The sequence below is a fragment of the Kitasatospora sp. MAP12-44 genome (assembly GCF_029892095.1).
GTDB lineage: Bacteria > Actinomycetota > Actinomycetes > Streptomycetales > Streptomycetaceae > Kitasatospora.
Map to the genome: position 1 here is coordinate 3,950,913 of NZ_JARZAE010000004.1, position 16,668 is coordinate 3,967,580.

The 16,668-nt window shown below is 70.5% G+C and carries 11 protein-coding genes; 5 read left to right on the forward strand and 6 right to left on the reverse strand.

What is annotated here, in order from left to right; all coding sequences use genetic code 11:
• Nucleotides 1-11: 11 nt before the first annotated feature.
• Nucleotides 12-1,349: a TadA family conjugal transfer-associated ATPase gene (locus P3T34_RS18465; protein WP_280667136.1), complete on the reverse strand. Its 1,338-nt coding sequence runs from the start codon at nt 1,347-1,349 to the stop codon at nt 12-14.
• Nucleotides 1,346-2,467: a septum site-determining protein Ssd gene (gene ssd / locus P3T34_RS18470; RefSeq protein ID WP_280667137.1), complete on the reverse strand. Its 1,122-nt coding sequence runs from the start codon at nt 2,465-2,467 to the stop codon at nt 1,346-1,348. The genes P3T34_RS18465 and ssd overlap by 4 nt, the downstream gene beginning before the upstream one ends.
• 774 nt (nt 2,468-3,241) lie before the next feature.
• Here ssd and P3T34_RS18475 point away from each other — a divergent pair.
• Nucleotides 3,242-4,069: an HAD-IB family hydrolase gene (locus P3T34_RS18475; RefSeq protein WP_280672207.1), complete on the forward strand. Its 828-nt coding sequence runs from the start codon at nt 3,242-3,244 to the stop codon at nt 4,067-4,069.
• Nucleotides 4,070-4,469: 400 nt separating this feature from the next.
• Here the strand turns inward: P3T34_RS18475 and P3T34_RS18480 are convergent, their stop codons facing one another.
• A complete protein-coding gene (locus P3T34_RS18480; RefSeq protein ID WP_280667138.1) occupies nt 4,470-5,384 on the reverse strand; it encodes a Fic family protein in 915 nt (304 codons plus the stop codon).
• 200 nt (nt 5,385-5,584) lie between these two features.
• Here P3T34_RS18480 and P3T34_RS18485 point away from each other — a divergent pair, with 200 nt between their 5' ends.
• Both P3T34_RS18485 and P3T34_RS18490 read left to right on the forward strand, forming a co-directional pair.
• Nucleotides 5,585-6,589, forward strand: coding sequence for an ATP-binding protein (locus tag P3T34_RS18485; RefSeq protein ID WP_280667139.1), 1,005 nt, complete (start codon nt 5,585-5,587; stop codon nt 6,587-6,589).
• Nucleotides 6,590-6,987: 398 nt separating this feature from the next.
• Nucleotides 6,988-9,336: a bifunctional SulP family inorganic anion transporter/carbonic anhydrase gene (locus P3T34_RS18490; protein ID WP_280667140.1), complete on the forward strand. Its 2,349-nt coding sequence runs from the start codon at nt 6,988-6,990 to the stop codon at nt 9,334-9,336.
• Between the two features lie 33 nt (nt 9,337-9,369).
• Here P3T34_RS18490 and P3T34_RS18495 read toward each other — a convergent pair whose 3' ends face one another.
• Nucleotides 9,370-10,308 carry a chitinase gene (locus P3T34_RS18495; protein WP_280667141.1) on the reverse strand — a complete coding sequence of 313 codons (939 nt, stop codon included), beginning with the start codon at nt 10,306-10,308 and terminating at the stop codon, nt 9,370-9,372.
• A gap of 249 nt (nt 10,309-10,557) precedes the next feature.
• Complete coding sequence (locus tag P3T34_RS18500; protein WP_280667142.1) at nt 10,558-11,100, reverse strand: hypothetical protein; 543 nt, start codon at nt 11,098-11,100, stop codon at nt 10,558-10,560.
• Nucleotides 11,101-11,640: 540 nt separating this feature from the next.
• Between P3T34_RS18500 and acs the strand changes: the two genes are divergently transcribed.
• Nucleotides 11,641-13,596: an acetate--CoA ligase gene (acs, locus tag P3T34_RS18505; RefSeq protein ID WP_280672209.1), complete on the forward strand. Its 1,956-nt coding sequence runs from the start codon at nt 11,641-11,643 to the stop codon at nt 13,594-13,596.
• Nucleotides 13,597-13,612: 16 nt separating this feature from the next.
• On the opposite strand, the gene P3T34_RS18510 is transcribed toward acs, so the two are convergent.
• On the reverse strand, nt 13,613-13,849 hold the full coding sequence (locus P3T34_RS18510) for a hypothetical protein (RefSeq protein WP_280667143.1): 237 nt from the start codon (nt 13,847-13,849) through the stop codon (nt 13,613-13,615).
• 1,406 nt (nt 13,850-15,255) lie between these two features.
• Here P3T34_RS18510 and nhaA point away from each other — a divergent pair.
• Nucleotides 15,256-16,593 (forward strand): Na+/H+ antiporter NhaA, encoded by a 1,338-nt coding sequence (nhaA, locus tag P3T34_RS18515; RefSeq protein WP_280667144.1) that lies wholly within the window; start codon nt 15,256-15,258, stop codon nt 16,591-16,593.
• Nucleotides 16,594-16,668: the final 75 nt, after the last annotated feature.

Genomic DNA, 16,668 nt, shown 5'->3' on the forward strand with positions numbered 1-16,668 from the left:
GTCGTGTGCGCTCATCGGACTGCCCTGGTCATCACGACACCCCGCTCGGTGCAGAGCCGCTCCAGGCGCTGCCAACCATCGCCACGGGAGACCGTGCCGTCCTGGGCGAAGGCCACAGCAGGAACGGTGACCGCAAGCCCGGCTCGGTCGCCGACCAGCGTGTGCACCTCCGCCACCCGCCGCCGGCCCGTCGCCGGGTCGCGCACCAGATGGATCACCACATCGATAGCCGCTCGCAGCTGGCTGTGCAGAGCGAGCCGCTCAAGGCCCGCCATGGCCCCCAACGCCTCCAACCGGACCGGCACATCGGCCGCCGAGTTGGCGTGCACCGTGCTGCAGCCGCCCTCATGGCCCGTGTTGAGCGCGGCAAGCAGCTCGCAAATCTCCACGCCCCGGACCTCACCGACGACGATGCGGTCGGGCCGCATCCGCAGGGCCTGTCGGACCAGGTCGCGCAGGGTGAGTTCGCCCAGCCCCTCCTGGTTGGGCGGCCGACTCTGCAGCCGTACCACGTGCGGGTGGGCGGGCCGCAGTTCCGCCGAGTCCTCGGCGATGACGATCCGTTCACCCGCCCCGGCCAGCCCGAGCAGGGCAGCCAGCAACGTTGTCTTGCCCGTCCCGGTCCCACCCGTGATCAGCAGGGAGAGTCGGGCACGCACGATGGCACGCAGAAGCTCCGCACCTGTCGCGGGCAGGGCGTCGGCCGCCACCAGCTCGTCCAGGGTGAACGGCCTCGACCTGCAGACGCGCAGCGAGATGTGGGTGCAGCCGGTCGCGATCGGCGGCAACACGGCATGCAGTCGCGTCCCGTCGGGCAGCCTGGCATCGACCCAGGGCCTGGCATCGTCGAGCCGGCGACCCGCGGCGGTGGCCAACCGGTGAGCGAGATGACGGACCGCCTCGACGTCCGGGAAGCTGATCCCGCTCTCCCGGGACAACCCGCCGCCGCGGTCGACCCACACCTCGCTCGGGCCGTTGACCAGCACATCCGTCACGTCCGGCGCGGAGAGCAGGTGATCGAGCGGACCCGCGCCGACCAGCTCGGAGCGCAGGGTGCGCACGGTGTGCAGCACGTCGTCGCCACCCAACGGCGGCCGTGCGGCTCGCAAGGCCGCGGCAACCGAACTGCTGGTCGGCGTGACACCGGCCTCGGCCAGCCGCAGCCGCACGGCATCGATCAGGGCCGCCGCCTGCTCGCGGTCCGACCCTCGCCCGGGGCCAACCCCGGCGACGGGACCCGACCGCCGGCGCAGCGGCGCGGCGGGGCGCGGCCTGGCCCGGCTGGGACGCGCCTGCCAGGGGATGTGACGCTCCGAGGGGTGCCGGGTGAAGTTCATCCTGTTACTCATGAGGGGGTTCCTCCTTCAAGGACGGTGGGCGGCAGGACTTCCTCGAGGTAGGCAGTGCAGAATCGGGCGAGCGGGCCTCGCGGGCGCAGGCCCGGCGGCGTGCCGCGCTCGACGTCGACCGTCAGGCCCGACTCGTGCGGGAGCTCGCCGGCCAGCGGCAGCCCCAGGCCTTGGGCGATCTCCTGGCTGTCGAGCCCCAGTGGCCCCGGCAGCCGGATCACCGCACGCAGATCGCTCAGGCGCATCCGGACCGCGGCCGCAACCCGGCCCGCCGCGGCCATCGCCCGCAGCTCGGCCGGGACCACGAGCAGCCCGGTGTCGGTCTGCTCCAGGGCCTGCGAAGCAGCCGGGTCAAGGTGTCTGGGCAGGTCGAGCACCACCAGGCCGCCTCGACGCCGGGCAGCGGCCAGCACACTTCGCATGGCCTCGGGCGGGATCAGCAGCGAATCGCTGCGGTCCCAGGAGAGCGCGGTGAGGCTGTGCAACGTCGGCAGGGCCTTGGCCAGCTCGGCGCCACTCACCCGGCCGCGGGATCCCACAAGGTCGGGCCAGCGCAACCCGGCCGCCGCCTCGCCCCCGAGCAGGATGTCGAGCCCGCCGCCCAGCGGATCCCCGTCGATCAGCATGGTGCGGTGCCCGGCACGGGCCCCGGTGACAGCCAGAGCACAGGCGAGCGTCGAGGCCCCGGCTCCACCTCGCCCGCCCAGCACGGCCACGGTCAGCGCGGGGACGCCGACGCCCTCCACCGCGTCGGCGATCCGATCGAGCAGCCAGGCCTGCGAGTCGGGGAGGAACAGCACCTGTTCGGCGCCGAGTTGGACGCCTCTGACCCAGACCTCGCAGTCGTCGAGATCCAGGCCCAGCAGCAGGACGCCGGCGCGCCGGGCGAGCCCGGTGCAGCGCTCGGACAGGTCGTCGCCGACCAGCACGAGCGGAGCGTTCTCCCACAGGTGGCGAGGCGGCGGCGCGCCGGAGAGCAGCTGCGGCTCCGTCCCGGCCGCCGCGCAGAGACGGAGGAGGTGCTCGGCCAACGCCTCGTCCTCAGTGAGGATGAGCGGCCCGCAGGGCTCAGAGTCCTCGGGCGTACGGTCGTACTGGTCGGTGATCGGTGTCGGCATGACTGCCTCCCCGGAGCGGGATGCTCGCTGACGGGCCGTTGGCCGCGCACGGCATCGCCGCTGGAGGCGGCAGAGCGGGAGCGGGTCGGTCGGCTCAGCGATGAGGATGGGATTCGCTGGCCCTCACAGTGCCGCCGCTTCCGGAACCCGTCAGCCCCCCTTTGAAAACCTGTGGATAACCCCCGGGGTGTGGACTATCAGATCCACCCGTTAGGACCCGTTTCACTCGCGCGAGACGGTCTTGGCCATCAATTTGACAGCCCCTGGGGTGTGCCGATGACACTGAGCAATCGACTACTCAGAGTGACCGACAAGTGCGACAGAGGTGCCCCGATGCGCAGGTCCACAGACGTGCCCCCAGCCCCCTGACCACCGCAACCGCCGGCCGCTGAGCCTTGAAAAATGGCCCCGGACATGCGACGACCCCCGCCGGGGGGGGAGAGCGGGGGTCGTCTATCCACGGTCCGACTCGGGGGGGAGGAGCCGGACCGGGTTAGCACGGTCGCGAACGATCCGTGACTTCCATGGTGTACCCGAGCGGCCAGAAACACAAACCCACACACCCCCTAGTCCACCGAATGGCGGCCCCTCTGGGACGGGCCTCTATCCTCGGTTCCTGTGGACACCAGCGAGAACGCCGACATCGCCGACGATGGCGACAGCTCCGGATCGGACGCCGCCCCGCAGGCCGCAGCAGCCGTCGATGTGAGCACCCCGCAACCGCCCGAGCAGGGCGTCGCCGCGCCCGCCGCCGACACCGACCCGGCGGACCGGCTGCTCGGCCCGCGCCCGTTCGTCGGACCGGCCCGCACGGCGGCTTTCTTCGACCTCGACAAGACGATTATCGCCAAATCGAGTGCCCTGGCCTTCAGTCGGCCCTTCTACCAGGGCGGTCTGATCAACCGTCGGGCCGTACTCAAGAGCGCCTACGCCCAGTTCGTCTTCCTGGTCGGCGGCGCGGACCACGACCAGATGGAGAAGATGCGGCAGTACCTCTCCGCCCTGACCCGCGGCTGGAACGTCCAGCAGGTGCGCGAGATCGTCGCCGAGACCCTGCACGGGCTGATCGATCCGCTGATCTATGAGGAGGCGGCCTCGCTGATCGAGCAGCACCACGCCGCCGGACGCGACGTGGTGATCGTCAGCAGCTCGGGGTCCGAGGTGGTCGAGCCCATCGGTGCGATGCTCGGCGCCGATCGGGTGATCGCCACCCGCCTGAAGATCGAGGACGGGTGCTACACCGGCGAGATCGAGTATTACGCGTACGCCGAGAACAAGGCGGCCGCGATCCGCGACCTGGCCCTGCGGGAGGGCTACGACCTCGCCGAGTGCTATGCCTACAGCGACTCCATCACCGATCTGCCGCTGCTCGAAGCGGTCGGCAGGCCCTCGGCGGTCAACCCCGACCGCAGCCTGCGCAAGGAGGCGGCCGCCCGCGACTGGCCGGTGCTGGTCTTCGACCGGCCGATCGAACTGCACCGCAGACTGCCCGAGTTCAAGGCTCCCAGTCGAACGGTCGTGGCCGCCGTCGCGATCAGCACAGCAGCCGTGACAGCCGGTCTGGTCTGGCAGCTGGCCAAGCGCCGACAGCCAGCCGACTGACTCGCGCCGGCGCCACCGACCGGGCCGGCGTCGGCAGCATCGCGAATCGGACAAAAGGTAAAGAATTCGCCCTTCGAGTTCCTTTTCACCTCAATCCGAGATACAAAGGACTCACGGCCCGCGAGACCCGGAAGGACCCGAAGAGGTCAGACCGACACCGCAGTTCAGGCCCACGGACCGCGTACAGCTTCTGAGCACCCACGTGCAGCCGACCCGCCAATCGGGCCGCCGCACCAGGCGAACGGGCAGGATCCCCGCCTGATGGGCACATCCGGTGCACGCATGGTCACCCGGAACGCTGTACCAGCGGCGACATCAGCAGTCAGGGTGTCGCCGCAACTCTGTAGTCGGCCCAACTCTGTGGTCGCCCCAACTCTGTGCCGGAGAGCCACCTGACGGCTCAGACCATCCCGCGCTGCATCGCCTCGCACACCGCGGTGCTCTCTCGAACGCCGAGCCGCAACGCCATGCCGCAATGCGCGATCCAGCGGGCAAGGCCCTCCGGAGTGCCGGTCAGATATCCGGACAACGCCTGCCGGTAAGCGGCTGTTCCGAGTTCGACCAGCCCGACCTCGGCCGGGCAGATCGCCTTCGGGTCCAGCCCCTCGGCGATCAGCACGATCCGCTGCGCGGCCCGGGCGACCAGACCGTTGTGCGTCCCGAAGGGGCGCAGGGCGAGCAGTTCCCCGTGCACCACCGCGGCCTTCACCAGGGTCGGCGCGCCACCGGACGCCGACGACGGGCGGGCCGCCAGCAGCTGGGCGAGCTGGTCCAGTCGTGCGGCGACCTCGTCGGAGGACGGAGCGGCGGGCAGCGACGCCTCGCTCGTCGGCAGGGCGGCAGCGAGTGCCCCGATGGTCGGCGCGCCAGCAACACCCTCGGCGGCGCTCAGCTCCAGCGGGAACAGCTCCTCCACGGGTTCGCCGGCCTGCCGCGGCCGTCCCGCCGCAGGACTTGCGTCGCCGGCCGCCAGCAGGTGCAGGCGCGCGAGAACCTGCAGCGGGGACGTCCGCCACACGCTCAGCAGCTGCCCGGCCTCGGCGGAGATCCGCAGCGCGCCGCCGACCGCCCGATCCTCCCGGCCGGCGCTGAAGTCGCTGCGCCGACGGACCTCCTCCAGCGGCCAGTCCGCACCGTCCAGCGCGGCGGACGCCCGTGCGCCGCGCAGGGCGGCCTCCGACGTGACCTCAGCCGCGCGGCGGCGCATCACCCGGTGGCCGTACAGCCGGTCGATGGCCTTACGGACCTCGGCGACGGACTCGGGAACCCCGGGGAGCTCAGCCAGCGGGGCAAGCGGATCTGTTCCAGTGCTCACCTACCCGAGAGTAACGACTCCCCGGCCACGCTCTGCACAGCAACCCCGCCATCACCCATTCGAGCCAATCGTTGCTTCCCTCGGGCGCGGCGCTCTAAACCCTCGCTAGCATGACCGCTATCCGTGACGATAACGGTTGCCAACAAGTTGGGGTCGACGCTCAACCAGGGCGATCGGCGGAGCGAAAGCCGGGAATCCAGATGAAGATCGCCTTCGTCGGCAAGGGCGGCAGTGGCAAGACCACACTGTCGGCACTGTTCATCCGCCACCTAGCCGCCGAAGGACTCCCCGTCATCGCGGTGGACGCCGATATCAACCAACATCTCGGCCCAACGCTGGGATTGACAGATGATCAGGCCGCTACCCTCCCGTCACTCGGCGCCCAGCTTCCGGAGATCAAGGAGTATCTGCGCGGAAGCAATCCCCGGATCGACTCGGCCGAGGCCATGATCAAGACCACGCCGCCCGGGCGTGGTTCGCGTCTGCTGAGGATCGTGGAGGAGAACCCGATCTACGCGTCCTGCGCGCGCCCGGTCGCCCTGGACGAGGGGTCGGTGCGACTGCTGGTCACGGGCGCCTTCGCCGAGCAGGACCTCGGCGTCGCCTGCTACCACTCCAAGGTCGGCGCCGTCGAGCTGCTGCTCAACCACCTGATCGACGGCCAGGACGAGTACCTGGTCACTGATATGACCGCCGGCTCGGACTCCTTCGCCTCCGGCCTCTTCACTCGGTTCGACCTGACCTTCCTGGTCGCCGAGCCGACCCGCAAAGGGGTCTCGGTCTACCGCCAGTACAAGGAGTACGCCCGGGACTTCGGGGTCGCCCTGCGCGTCATCGGCAACAAGGTGGAGGGCCCCGACGACCTCGCCTTCCTGCGGGCCGAGGTGGGCGACGACCTGCTGACCACCTTCGGCCGCTCGGAGTGGGTGCGTCGCCTGGAACAGGGCTCGGAGCCGGCGCTGAGCTCGCTGGAGCCCGCCAACCGGGCGGTGCTGGCCGAGCTGAAGAGCCAGGCCGACGCCGCGTACGACGACCGGGATGCCGACCGGTACACCCGCCAGGCCGTCCACTTCCACCTGCGCAACGCCGAGAGTTGGGGCAATGCGAAGACCGGCATCGACCTGGCGACCCAGGTGGACCCGGAGTTCGTGCTCGGTCGGGAAGCCTGCGCCGCGACGCGCGACGCGGCGGGCGCGCCCGTCTGACCGCTCGCAGATCCGACCAGCCAGGGCCCGAACGGGCTACCGCCATGCCGGACGGCCGGTGTTGCACCCAGGACCGGGTGCGGCACCGGCCGTCCGGCATGAGAGCTCTGGGCTCGCGATGGGACCCCCGCAGGTCACACCCTGTCCTGGCCTTCACTCGGAGGGGTGAATCTCAGCCAGAAGGCTCCCGCACATACTTACGCTATGCGAAGCTTCCATTACTCGCGGTTTACCAAGTCTTGGTGAACCAGAGTTTCGATGGCACACGGGCCGCCTCCACCCGTCGGCATAACGCCCGCGCCATCCCGCCCCACCGTTGCGACCCACGACAGCCGATCCGATTCCTAGAAGCGCCACCGGACTTGACTGCGTTCGTTCCCCCGGAAAGACGGGAAGCCATGACCTACGACAGCACTCCTCCCTCCGCCGACACCGCACACGACAGCCACGCGCCGCCCGGCACCGGGCCGCTGAGCCTGTCCCCCAGCCGGCTCAGCCCGCGGCTGGCCCGGCTGCGATCCTCGCTGCCCGTGACCCAGGACCTGCCGGCCTCCCTGGTGGTGTTCCTGATCGCCGTCCCGTTCTCGCTCGGGATCGCGCTGGCAACCGGGGCGCCACTGACCGCCGGCCTGGTGGCGGCAGCCGTGGGTGGCATCACCGCCGGACTGCTGGGTGGTACGCCGCTCCAGGTCAGCGGTCCCTCAGCCGCGCTTACCGTGATCACCGCCGGACTGATCGCGCAGTACGGCTGGCGGGCCACCTGCGCCATCACGGTGGGCGCCGGCCTGCTCCAACTGCTGCTCGGCGCCCTGCGGGTGGCCCGGACAGCACTGGCGGTCTCCCCCGCCGTGGTGCACGGGATGCTCGCCGGCGTCGGGATCACCATCGCGGTGGCCCAGCTGCACCTGGTGCTCGGCGGCTCACCGCAGAGTTCCGCGCTGGCCAACCTTCGGGCTCTGCCGGCCCAACTCGCCGGCCCCCACCTGCCCGCACTCGCCGTGGGACTGCTGGCGATCGCGGTCCTGTACGGGTGGCCGCGACTCCCTCAACTCCCGGGTCGGGCCGGGCAGATCGGCTCCTGGCTGAGCCGAGTGCCGGCCGCCCTGGTGGCCGTGGCCGGCGGCACCGCGCTGGCCATCGCCTTCGACTTCCAGTTGGCCCGCGTGGAACTGCCGGACTGGCACGAACACGATCTCGCCGCCCTGCCGCACGGCTCGGTGCTCGGCGTCCTCGGCGCCGTCCTGACCGTCACGGCCGTGGCCGGCGTCGAGTCCCTGCTCTGCGCCGTCGCCGTGGACCGGCTGAGCGGTGGCGCCGGAGACCTCGACCGGGAGTTGCGGGGGCAGGGCATCGCCAACATGCTCACCGGAGCGCTCGGCGGCCTGCCGGTGGCGGGTGGTGCGGTCCGCAGTTCGGCCAACGTCCGGGCCGGGGCCCGTACTCGGTGGTCCGCCGTGCTGCACGGGGTCTGGGTACTACTGGCGGCTCTCGCGCTGACCGGCGGCCTGCGACGGATTCCGCTGGCGGCCCTGGCGGCGCTGGTGATGGTGGTCGGTATCCAGATGGTGAGCTTCGCGCACATCCGCCGGGTGCACCGGCATCGGGAGTTCCCGGTGTATCTGGCCACCGTGCTGGGCGTGGTGCTGCTCGACGTGCCACTCGGCGTGGCACTCGGCGGCGCGACCGCCATACTGCTCGCCCTCTACCGCCTGACCCGGGCACATGTGGACGTCACCGCCCGACCGGACGGCTCGTACGGGGTGGAGCTGCACGGCCCGCTGACCTTCGTCACGGTGCCTCGGCTGACCAGGACACTCGGCTCGATCCCGATCGGCTCGCGGGTGTCGGTCTGCCACGACGGCTCGTTCCTCGACCACGCGGCCTACGAGACGCTGCACGCGTGGCGAGCCGGGCACATCGCCAGGGGCGGCCAGGTGGCGATGGTGACCGAGCGACCCGAGGAAGAAGCGCTGGACCCTGACGGCACCGTGCGCTCCGGGAGCTCGACCGGCCCGCACCGCTGCCGTGCCTGGACTCCCTGGGTGGGCCATCACTGCATCGATCAGCAGGAGGACCCGCACGGGCGGCTGCTGGACGGTGTGCGCGGATTCCAGACGCACACCGCACCGCTGGTCCGCCCCGAGTTGGCGCGGCTGGCCCGGGAGGGTCAGACGCCATCCCAGCTCTTCCTGACCTGCGCGGATTCGCGGATGGTGACGAGCATGATCACCAGCAGCGGTCCGGGTGATCTGTTCACCGTTCGCAACGTCGGCAACCTGGTCCCCGTGCCGTACGAGCCCGGCGCGGCCGACGACTCCGTGGCGGCCGCGGTCCAGTACGCCGTCGAGGTGCTGAAGGTGCGCAGCATCACCGTGTGCGGCCACTCCGGCTGCGGGGCGATGAAGGCCCTGCTCAATGGGGTACACGATCAGCCCGGCAAACCGACGCCGCTGGCCAGGTGGCTCCGCAACGGGCGCGGCGCGCTGGCGCGGCTCGCCCGGGTGCCCGCGGAGTTCGAGGATCGCCCGGTCGCCGACGAGGTCGAGCAGCTGTGTATCACCAATGTGGTGCAGCAACTCGATCAGTTGATGGCCAATCCGGCAGTCGAGCAGTGCGTCCAGGCCGGCACGCTGCGGCTGGTCGGGATGTACTTCGACTTCGCCACCGCACAGGCCTATGTCCTCGACCCCGCCACCGGGCGCTTCGCCGCGGTAGCGGGGGCACGGGAGATCGCCAGCGCGGCCTGACCGGCGATCAACCGACGTGCTTCGGCCGGAAGATCAGGAGGTGATCTTGTTGAAGATCTTCGAGTAGGCGTAGCCGGTGGCCTTGTCGTAGCCGTCGACCTCCCAGAAGGACAGCTCCTGAACGCCCCTGGCAGCGGCGAAGCTTTCCAGGGTCGTGGCGTTGGACTGAGTGAAGTTCTCGTTGTCGTCGTTGTGCCCGGCAATCGGCGTCAGCCCGATCTTCGCCCAGACCTGGGCGGAACTCCCGCCGTAGATTCCGGCCAGCTGTCCATGCGTGGCATTGGCCGCCGACTCGGCGTCGTTCAGTGCGTTCTGACCGTCGCCGAAGTCCATGGTCATGATGTTCACCAGGTTGACGGAGACGCGCTTGCTCTTGGCGTCCTTGAGGAGGTTGAGGGCGTTCGACTCCAGCCCGGTCGGGTCGACCGGCACCGTGTAGTCGACCTGCACCGACGGGTTGGCCTTCTGCAGCGCCGCGAGCGCCTGGTCGCGGCGGGAGTTGGCGGCGGTGTCGTCCAGCACGCTGCCCTCGATGTCGAAGTCGAGCCTGGTCACGCCGTAGGTCTTGACGACGTTGGCGTACGCGGCGGTCAGGCTGGAGACCGAGGTGCAGGTCTGGGCGAGCTCACCTCCGGACTCCCCGCCGAAGGAGATGATGACGTTGCCTCCGGCCGACTTGAAGGCGTTGACCTGCGAGGTGAAGGCACCGAGCGAGTCGTTGCCGTCCTCCCACATCGGGGTGCATCCGGACTTCGGGGTCAGAAAGGCCAAGGTGTAGTCCTGCACTCCGCTGGCCTTGCGGTCGGCCGCCAGGTCGCCGGTGTCGCCGCCGCCGATCTGCAGGTACGGAGCGGCGTAGTGCGCCGGGAACGCGGTCGCGGCCTGGGCAGGGGCAGCAGTGACCGCGGTCAGGCCAAACGGGAGGGCGGTAGCGGCGAGCGCCAGGGCACCGAACCGGAAATGATTGTTCATGACAACCTTTCAGATCCACGGACGGCCAGGTGCCGCGAGGCAATGGGGGCCGGGACGCCGTGAGAACCGGGACGATCAAGGGCTGTGGTTAGTAAAGTTTCCTAACCACAGCCAGATGGTGCCGCCCGCTCCTGCCCGCGTCAAGAGGGCACGCAAACGTCGGCCGCCCCGCGAAGCTCAGGGCGGCCGACGGAGCTGGCATTCAGACGGATCTGGCAGATTCAATCGGCCCGGGTCCGACCCGGGCCGCTAGCCCAGCAGTCCGTTGAGGTCGGCCGGGGTGACGTAGCCCGGCCAGCGGCCGTCGCGGAACAGGTGGACCCCGGCGTCCTGGTAGCACTGGTCGACCAGTTGGGAGCAGATCTGGTGCCTGGTGTCGGCGACGTAGCCCTTGAGAAGCCCACTGCCCGGCAGCCGGAAGCGGTGCGCCGCCAAGGCTCCGTAGTCGAGGAAGCTGTACGGCACGCCGACGTAGCGGTGCGCTGCCGCCACTATCGCCGCACGCTGATCGCTCGTCAGCACGATGTGGCCGGCCGACCAGCGGAGCGCGCTGGGGTCGTAGGCCGAGAGCGGCGTCAGGCGCGCCCCGCCGGGCTCGGCCTCCACCAGCTCGTCGTCCCCCACCAGGACGAAGGCGTGCTCGAAGTCGGCGAAGCCGTCGCCGTTGAGCCACTGTCCAACATGGATGAGGGCACCGGTGGCGCTATGCATACGGACGACGGCGAAGTCGCCCGGTCTCGGCAGCGGGGCGGATGCGGGGTCAGGGGTGGGACCGGCAGACGATTCCGGCATGGCTGGCCTCTCCAGAAAGGCCGCGCCGCACTGCGCCCACTCCCCCGGACGAACGCGGCCGACGGCGGCCGACAGCGGCCGCGCGGCGCGGCGGCCGGAGAGCGACAGCGACGGTACGTCACGCGGTTGAGGGACCACCGTGCAGTTACGGCAGGCTGACATTACGACAGGCTTACGAGCAGAAAACCTTGATGGCGGACCCGCGAGGGCTTCAGCGGGCTGGTGATTCCAGTGGAGTACCGGGAGTTACGAGCGTCAAGGCTCGGCACGACGACGATCGGAGGACGATCGGGGCACAATCCCGGATCGGCCCGAGTAAAGCAGCGGCCCTAGAATCCAAGCTCACCGCGTCGGGCAGGGGAACCGGCGCCAATACCAACAGGTCTACACCAATATTCGAGGGCCCCTTGTCAACCGCCTCGTTGCCTGGTGAGCTGTTCGCTGGGACACACGGGACAATCCCACCCAAGGGAAACCCACAAGACTGGAGCTTCTCCCCGGGGGGAAAGCGCCATGAAGAGACTCGCTGAGGAGTTCGCGTTGAGCAACGAGAGCCTGGCCAACCTGCTCAAGGAGGATCGGCACTTCGCCCCGCCCGCGGAGCTCGCCGCCGCCGCCAACGTCACCGCGGCCGCGTACGCGCAGGCCTCCGAAGACCGCCTCGGTTTCTGGGCCGAGCAGGCCCGCCGACTCGACTGGGCCGTCGAACCGACCCAGACCCTCGACTGGTCCAACCCGCCGTTCGCCAAGTGGTTCGCCGACGGCAAACTCAACGTCGCCTACAACTGCGTCGACCGCCACGTCGAAGCCGGCAACGGCGACCGCGTCGCCATCCACTTCGAGGGCGAGCCCGGCGACAGCCGCTCCATCACCTACGCCCAGCTCAAGGACGAGGTCTCCCGCGCCGCCAACGCGCTGCAGGAACTGGGCGTCGCCACCGGCGACCGCGTCGCGATCTACCTCCCCATGATCGCCGAAGCCGTCATCGCGATGCTCGCCTGCGCCCGCATCGGTGCAGCGCACTCCGTGGTCTTCGGCGGGTTCTCCGCCGACGCGGTGGCCTCCCGGATCCAGGACGCCGACGCCAAGCTGGTGATCACCGCAGACGGTGGCTACCGGCGCGGCAAGCCCTCCGCGCTCAAGCCCGCCATCGACGAGGCCCTCGCCAAGTGCCCGCAGGTGGAGCATGTGCTGGTGGTGCGCCGCACCGGCCAGGACGTGGCGTTCACCGAGGGTCGGGACGTCTGGTGGCACGAGATCACCGAACGCCAGTCCGTCGAGCACACGCCCGAGGCGCACGACGCCGAGCACCCGCTGTTCATCCTCTACACCTCGGGGACGACGGGGAAGCCCAAGGGAATCCTGCACACCTCCGGCGGCTACCTCACCCAGGCCTCCTACACCCACCACGCCGTCTTCGACCTCAAGCCCGAGTCGGACGTGTACTGGTGCACCGCCGACATCGGCTGGGTCACCGGCCACTCGTACATCGTCTACGGGCCGCTCGCCAACGGCGCCACCCAGGTCATCTACGAAGGCACCCCCGACACCCCCCACCAGGGCCGGTTCTGGGAGATCGTCCAGAAGTACCAGGTGAGCATCCTCTACACCGCGCCCACCGCGATCCGCACCTTCATGAAGTGGGGCGACGACATCCCCGCCAAGTTCGACCTGTCCTCGCTGCGCGTGCTGGGCAGCGTCGGCGAGCCGATCAACCCCGAGGCCTGGATCTGGTACCGCGAGCACATCGGCGCCTCCAAGACCCCGATCGTCGACACCTGGTGGCAGACCGAGACCGGCGCCATGATGATCAGCCCGCTGCCCGGCGTCACCCACACCAAGCCCGGCTCCGCGCAGCGCGCCCTGCCCGGCATCGCCGCCACCGTCGTCGACGACGAGGCCAACGAGGTCCCCAACGGCTCCGGCGGCTACCTCGTCCTCACCGAGCCGTGGCCCTCCATGCTGCGCACCATCTGGGGGGACGACCAGCGCTACATCGACACCTACTGGTCGCGCTTCCCCGGCCGCTACTTCGCCGGCGACGGCGCCAAGAAGGACCAGGACGGCGACATCTGGCTGCTCGGCCGCGTCGACGACGTCATGCTCGTCTCCGGCCACAACATCTCCACCACCGAGGTCGAGTCCGCCCTCGTCTCCCACCCCAAGGTCGCCGAGTCCGCCGTCGTGGGCGCCACCGACGCCACCACCGGCCAGGCCATCGTCGCCTTCGTCATCCTGCGCGGCACGGCCACCCAGGACGACACCCTCATCGACGACCTGCGCGCCCACGTCGCCAAGACGCTGGGCCCGATCGCCAAGCCCAAGCGGATCCTGGTGGTCAACGAGCTCCCCAAGACCCGTTCCGGCAAGATCATGCGCCGCCTGCTGCGCGACGTGGCCGAGAACCGCGAGGTCGGCGACGTCACCACCCTCGCCGATACCTCCGTCATGAGCCTCATCCAGTCCCAGCTCCCGACCGCCGGCAGCGAGGACTGAGCCCCGGATCCACCGGTCACGCAGGAGGCCGCCCCCGCGCAGTGCGGGGGCGGCCTCTCGTGTGTCGGCGGCTCCGGGCCCGCGTTCGGGCCACCGGGTCGAAGCCGGCGAAGGCGACGAAGCCGCGCGTGCTGCCCTCGTGGAAGACCACCTGGTCCACCGCGTCGCCGCCCGCCGGGGCGCCGTCGTCCGCAGCGACCGAGCGCTGCTTCCAGCTCAGGCAGACCCGGGTGCCGGCCAGCCGCCAGGCCACCCGCGGCCGTCGGACGTCCCCCAGCGCGGTCCGCAGCGCGGGATCGGCGACGAACGCGGACTGGTCGACGCCGCGGGACTGGCCGGGCCGACCCCCCCGGCGCGGCGTCCAGCGCCAGGTGCGCCTGGAGGTAGCGGAGCATGTCGTCCGCGCTGGAGCGCAGCGCCGCCGCGCCCGGCAGCGCGGGGATCCGGAAGGACGGCACCCGTCGGCCGCGCCGGTAGCCGCTCACCGACTCCTGGGCCGGCCCGCACGAGGTGTCCACCAGGCCGAGCGGACCGCAGACCCGAGCGGCGAGCAGATCCTCGTACCGGGTGCCCGCCGCGTTCTCCAGCCGCATCCCGAGCAGGCCGCACCCAAGACTGGAGTACCGCACCTGGACACCGGGCGTACCACGAACGGGCGTACGAGCCAGCGAGCGCAGCAGGTGGGCGGCGTTGAAGGTGGCGCAGGGCCGGGTGAACCACTGCGGCATCGCGCTGGGCAGCAGGCCGACGGGCAGTCGCGGCAGGCCGGAGGTGTGGGTGGCGAGGTGCAGCAGGGTGATCGGACGTTCCCGCGGATAGCCGGGGACCGCGTCGGCCGGCAGGTACTTGTCGATCGGATCGTCGTACCGCACCTCGCCCTTGGCCACCATCTCGGCCAGCAGCAGGGCGGTGAAGGTCTTGGTGATCGAGCCGAGTTCGAAGCGGGTGTCCGCCCGGACGGGACGCTCGGTGGCCGGGTCGGTGAAGCCGCGGCAGGCGACGGTGCGCTCCGCTCCCTGGATCACCGCGACGGCGACGCCGCTGTTCGGCGGAAGTCCCTGGAAGAGCGGGCGCAGGCGGCGTTCGAGGAGGAGCGGGTCCGGGCCGGTGCGGGGGCCGGCGGGAAGGGTCAAGGCCGGTATCCGGCGGGGGTTCGGGGCGGGCGGGGTTCGCCGGGGCGGTAACAGGGGCGGCGCGCCCTGCGCACCGTCACCACCTCCCGCTATCGGGAAGGGAGCTGCGGACCGGTCGGCCGGTTCCGCCGCCACGGGCCCGGCCGAGTCGGCCGGTTCCTGAACGGGCATGGGGTGCCTACGCGTCAAGTCGAGAGGGCCGCCTACGTCGGCCGGCCCGCTGACACGACGATAAGTTCGACTGCGACGCACCGCATGTGCTCAACGCCGTTCGGGGAGAGGGCAGTCGGCAGGAAAAGCGGCGCCGGGCCCGGCTGCTCCCCGTGCGGTCGGCGGGCAAGTCGGCGAGGCAGGTCGAGAGCAATACCCATAAAATGCGACAAACCGGATATCGACTGTCGATGCCCCGTAGACTGTCAACGTCGCGACAAGACTTGCGACATTCTCCGAGGCGCGCCGGGAAGTCTGGTCGGCACTGCACCACAGGTGTATCCGCATGCCGTTCCCGTGCCCAGGAGGTCCCCGCGTGGCCAGCCCGCCGCCCGCCGAACCGTCGACCCAGCGCCGCCAGTTCCTCGGCAGGCTCCCACTTCCCGAGAGCCGGTACCTGGCGGACGCGCTGCGCACCGAGACCGTCGGCGGCATCCTGCTGCTGATCGCCGCCGTGACAGCACTCATCTGGGCCAACAGCTGGCCGCACGCCTACGAGAGCGTGCTCGACCACACCATCGGGCCGTCCGCGCTGCACCTGAACCTCTCACTGGAGACCTGGGCCAATGACGGCCTGCTCTCCATCTTCTTCTTCGTCGCGGGCATCGAGCTCAAGCGCGAGTTCGTGGCCGGCGAGCTGCGCAACCCAAGTGCCGCCGCGCTGCCGGTCGTCGCGGCGGTCAGCGGCGTCGCGCTGCCGGCGATCGTGTTCGCGGTGGCCAACAGCGGGTCCGGCGGACACCCGGGCGGCTGGGCCATCCCGACCGCCACCGACATCGCCTTCGCGCTCGGCGTGCTGGCCGTGGTGGGCAGTCATCTGCCGTCCGCACTACGGGCCTTCCTGCTGACCCTGGCGGTGGTGGACGACCTTATCGCGATCCTGATCATCGCGGTCTTCTACAGCTCCGGGATCAAGTTCTGGGCGCTCGGGCTCTCGCTGGCCGGGCTGGTGCTGTTCTGGCTCCTGCACCGGCGCGGGGTGCACGGCTGGTACCTCTTCGTCCCGCTGGCGTTCGTCATCTGGGCCCTGATGCACGAGAGCGGCGTGCACGCGACGGTGGCGGGCGTGGCGATGGGGCTGCTGCTGCGGTGCCACCGGGAGGAGGGCGAGGAGCAATCCCCCGGCGAGCACATCGAGCACCTGGTCCGGCCGCTCTCCGCCGGGGTGGCGGTGCCGATCTTCGCCCTCTTCGCCGCCGGGGTGACGATCTCGCTCTCGGCGATCCACGACGTGTTCACCCAGGCGATGCCGCTTGGCATCGTGCTCGGGCTGCTGGTCGGCAAGACGCTCGGCATCTTCGGCGGCACCTGGCTGGCCGCCCGGTTCACCCGGGCGGAGCTCAACCCGCAACTCAGCTGGGCCGACCTGTTCGCGGTCTCCACCGTGGCGGGCATCGGCTTCACCGTGTCGCTGCTGATCAGCGAACTCGCCTTCCCGCACGACCTGGTACTCGCCGACCGGGCGAAGGCCGCCGTGCTGATCGGTTCGCTGCTCTGCGCCGTGGTGGCGACCGTCCTGCTCAAGCTGCGCAACCGGCACTACCGCCAGCTGTGCGAGGAGGAGGACCGGGACAGCGACGGCGACGGGATCCCCGATGTCTACCAGCAGGACGTACCGCACCCGCCCCAGCAGCCCCAGCCGGGACGGGCTTAGCCATGGCCCTCGGGTGACACGTCGTCGCTTGCGGGCGGGCCGAAGTGGTGCCCGACTGGCCGGTAGAGGCATGAT

Excerpts from the sequence above, each read along its gene's own strand:
- P3T34_RS18465 (WP_280667136.1), bottom strand. The coding sequence starts at position 1,349 with ATGAGTAACAGGATGAACTTCACCCGGCACCCCTCGGAGCGTCACATC.
- ssd (WP_280667137.1), bottom strand. The coding sequence starts at position 2,467 with ATGCCGACACCGATCACCGACCAGTACGACCGTACGCCCGAGGACTCT.
- P3T34_RS18485 (WP_280667139.1), top strand. The coding sequence starts at position 5,585 with ATGAAGATCGCCTTCGTCGGCAAGGGCGGCAGTGGCAAGACCACACTG.
- P3T34_RS18490 (WP_280667140.1), top strand. The coding sequence starts at position 6,988 with ATGACCTACGACAGCACTCCTCCCTCCGCCGACACCGCACACGACAGC.
- P3T34_RS18495 (WP_280667141.1), bottom strand. The coding sequence starts at position 10,308 with ATGAACAATCATTTCCGGTTCGGTGCCCTGGCGCTCGCCGCTACCGCC.
- P3T34_RS18500 (WP_280667142.1), bottom strand. The coding sequence starts at position 11,100 with ATGCCGGAATCGTCTGCCGGTCCCACCCCTGACCCCGCATCCGCCCCG.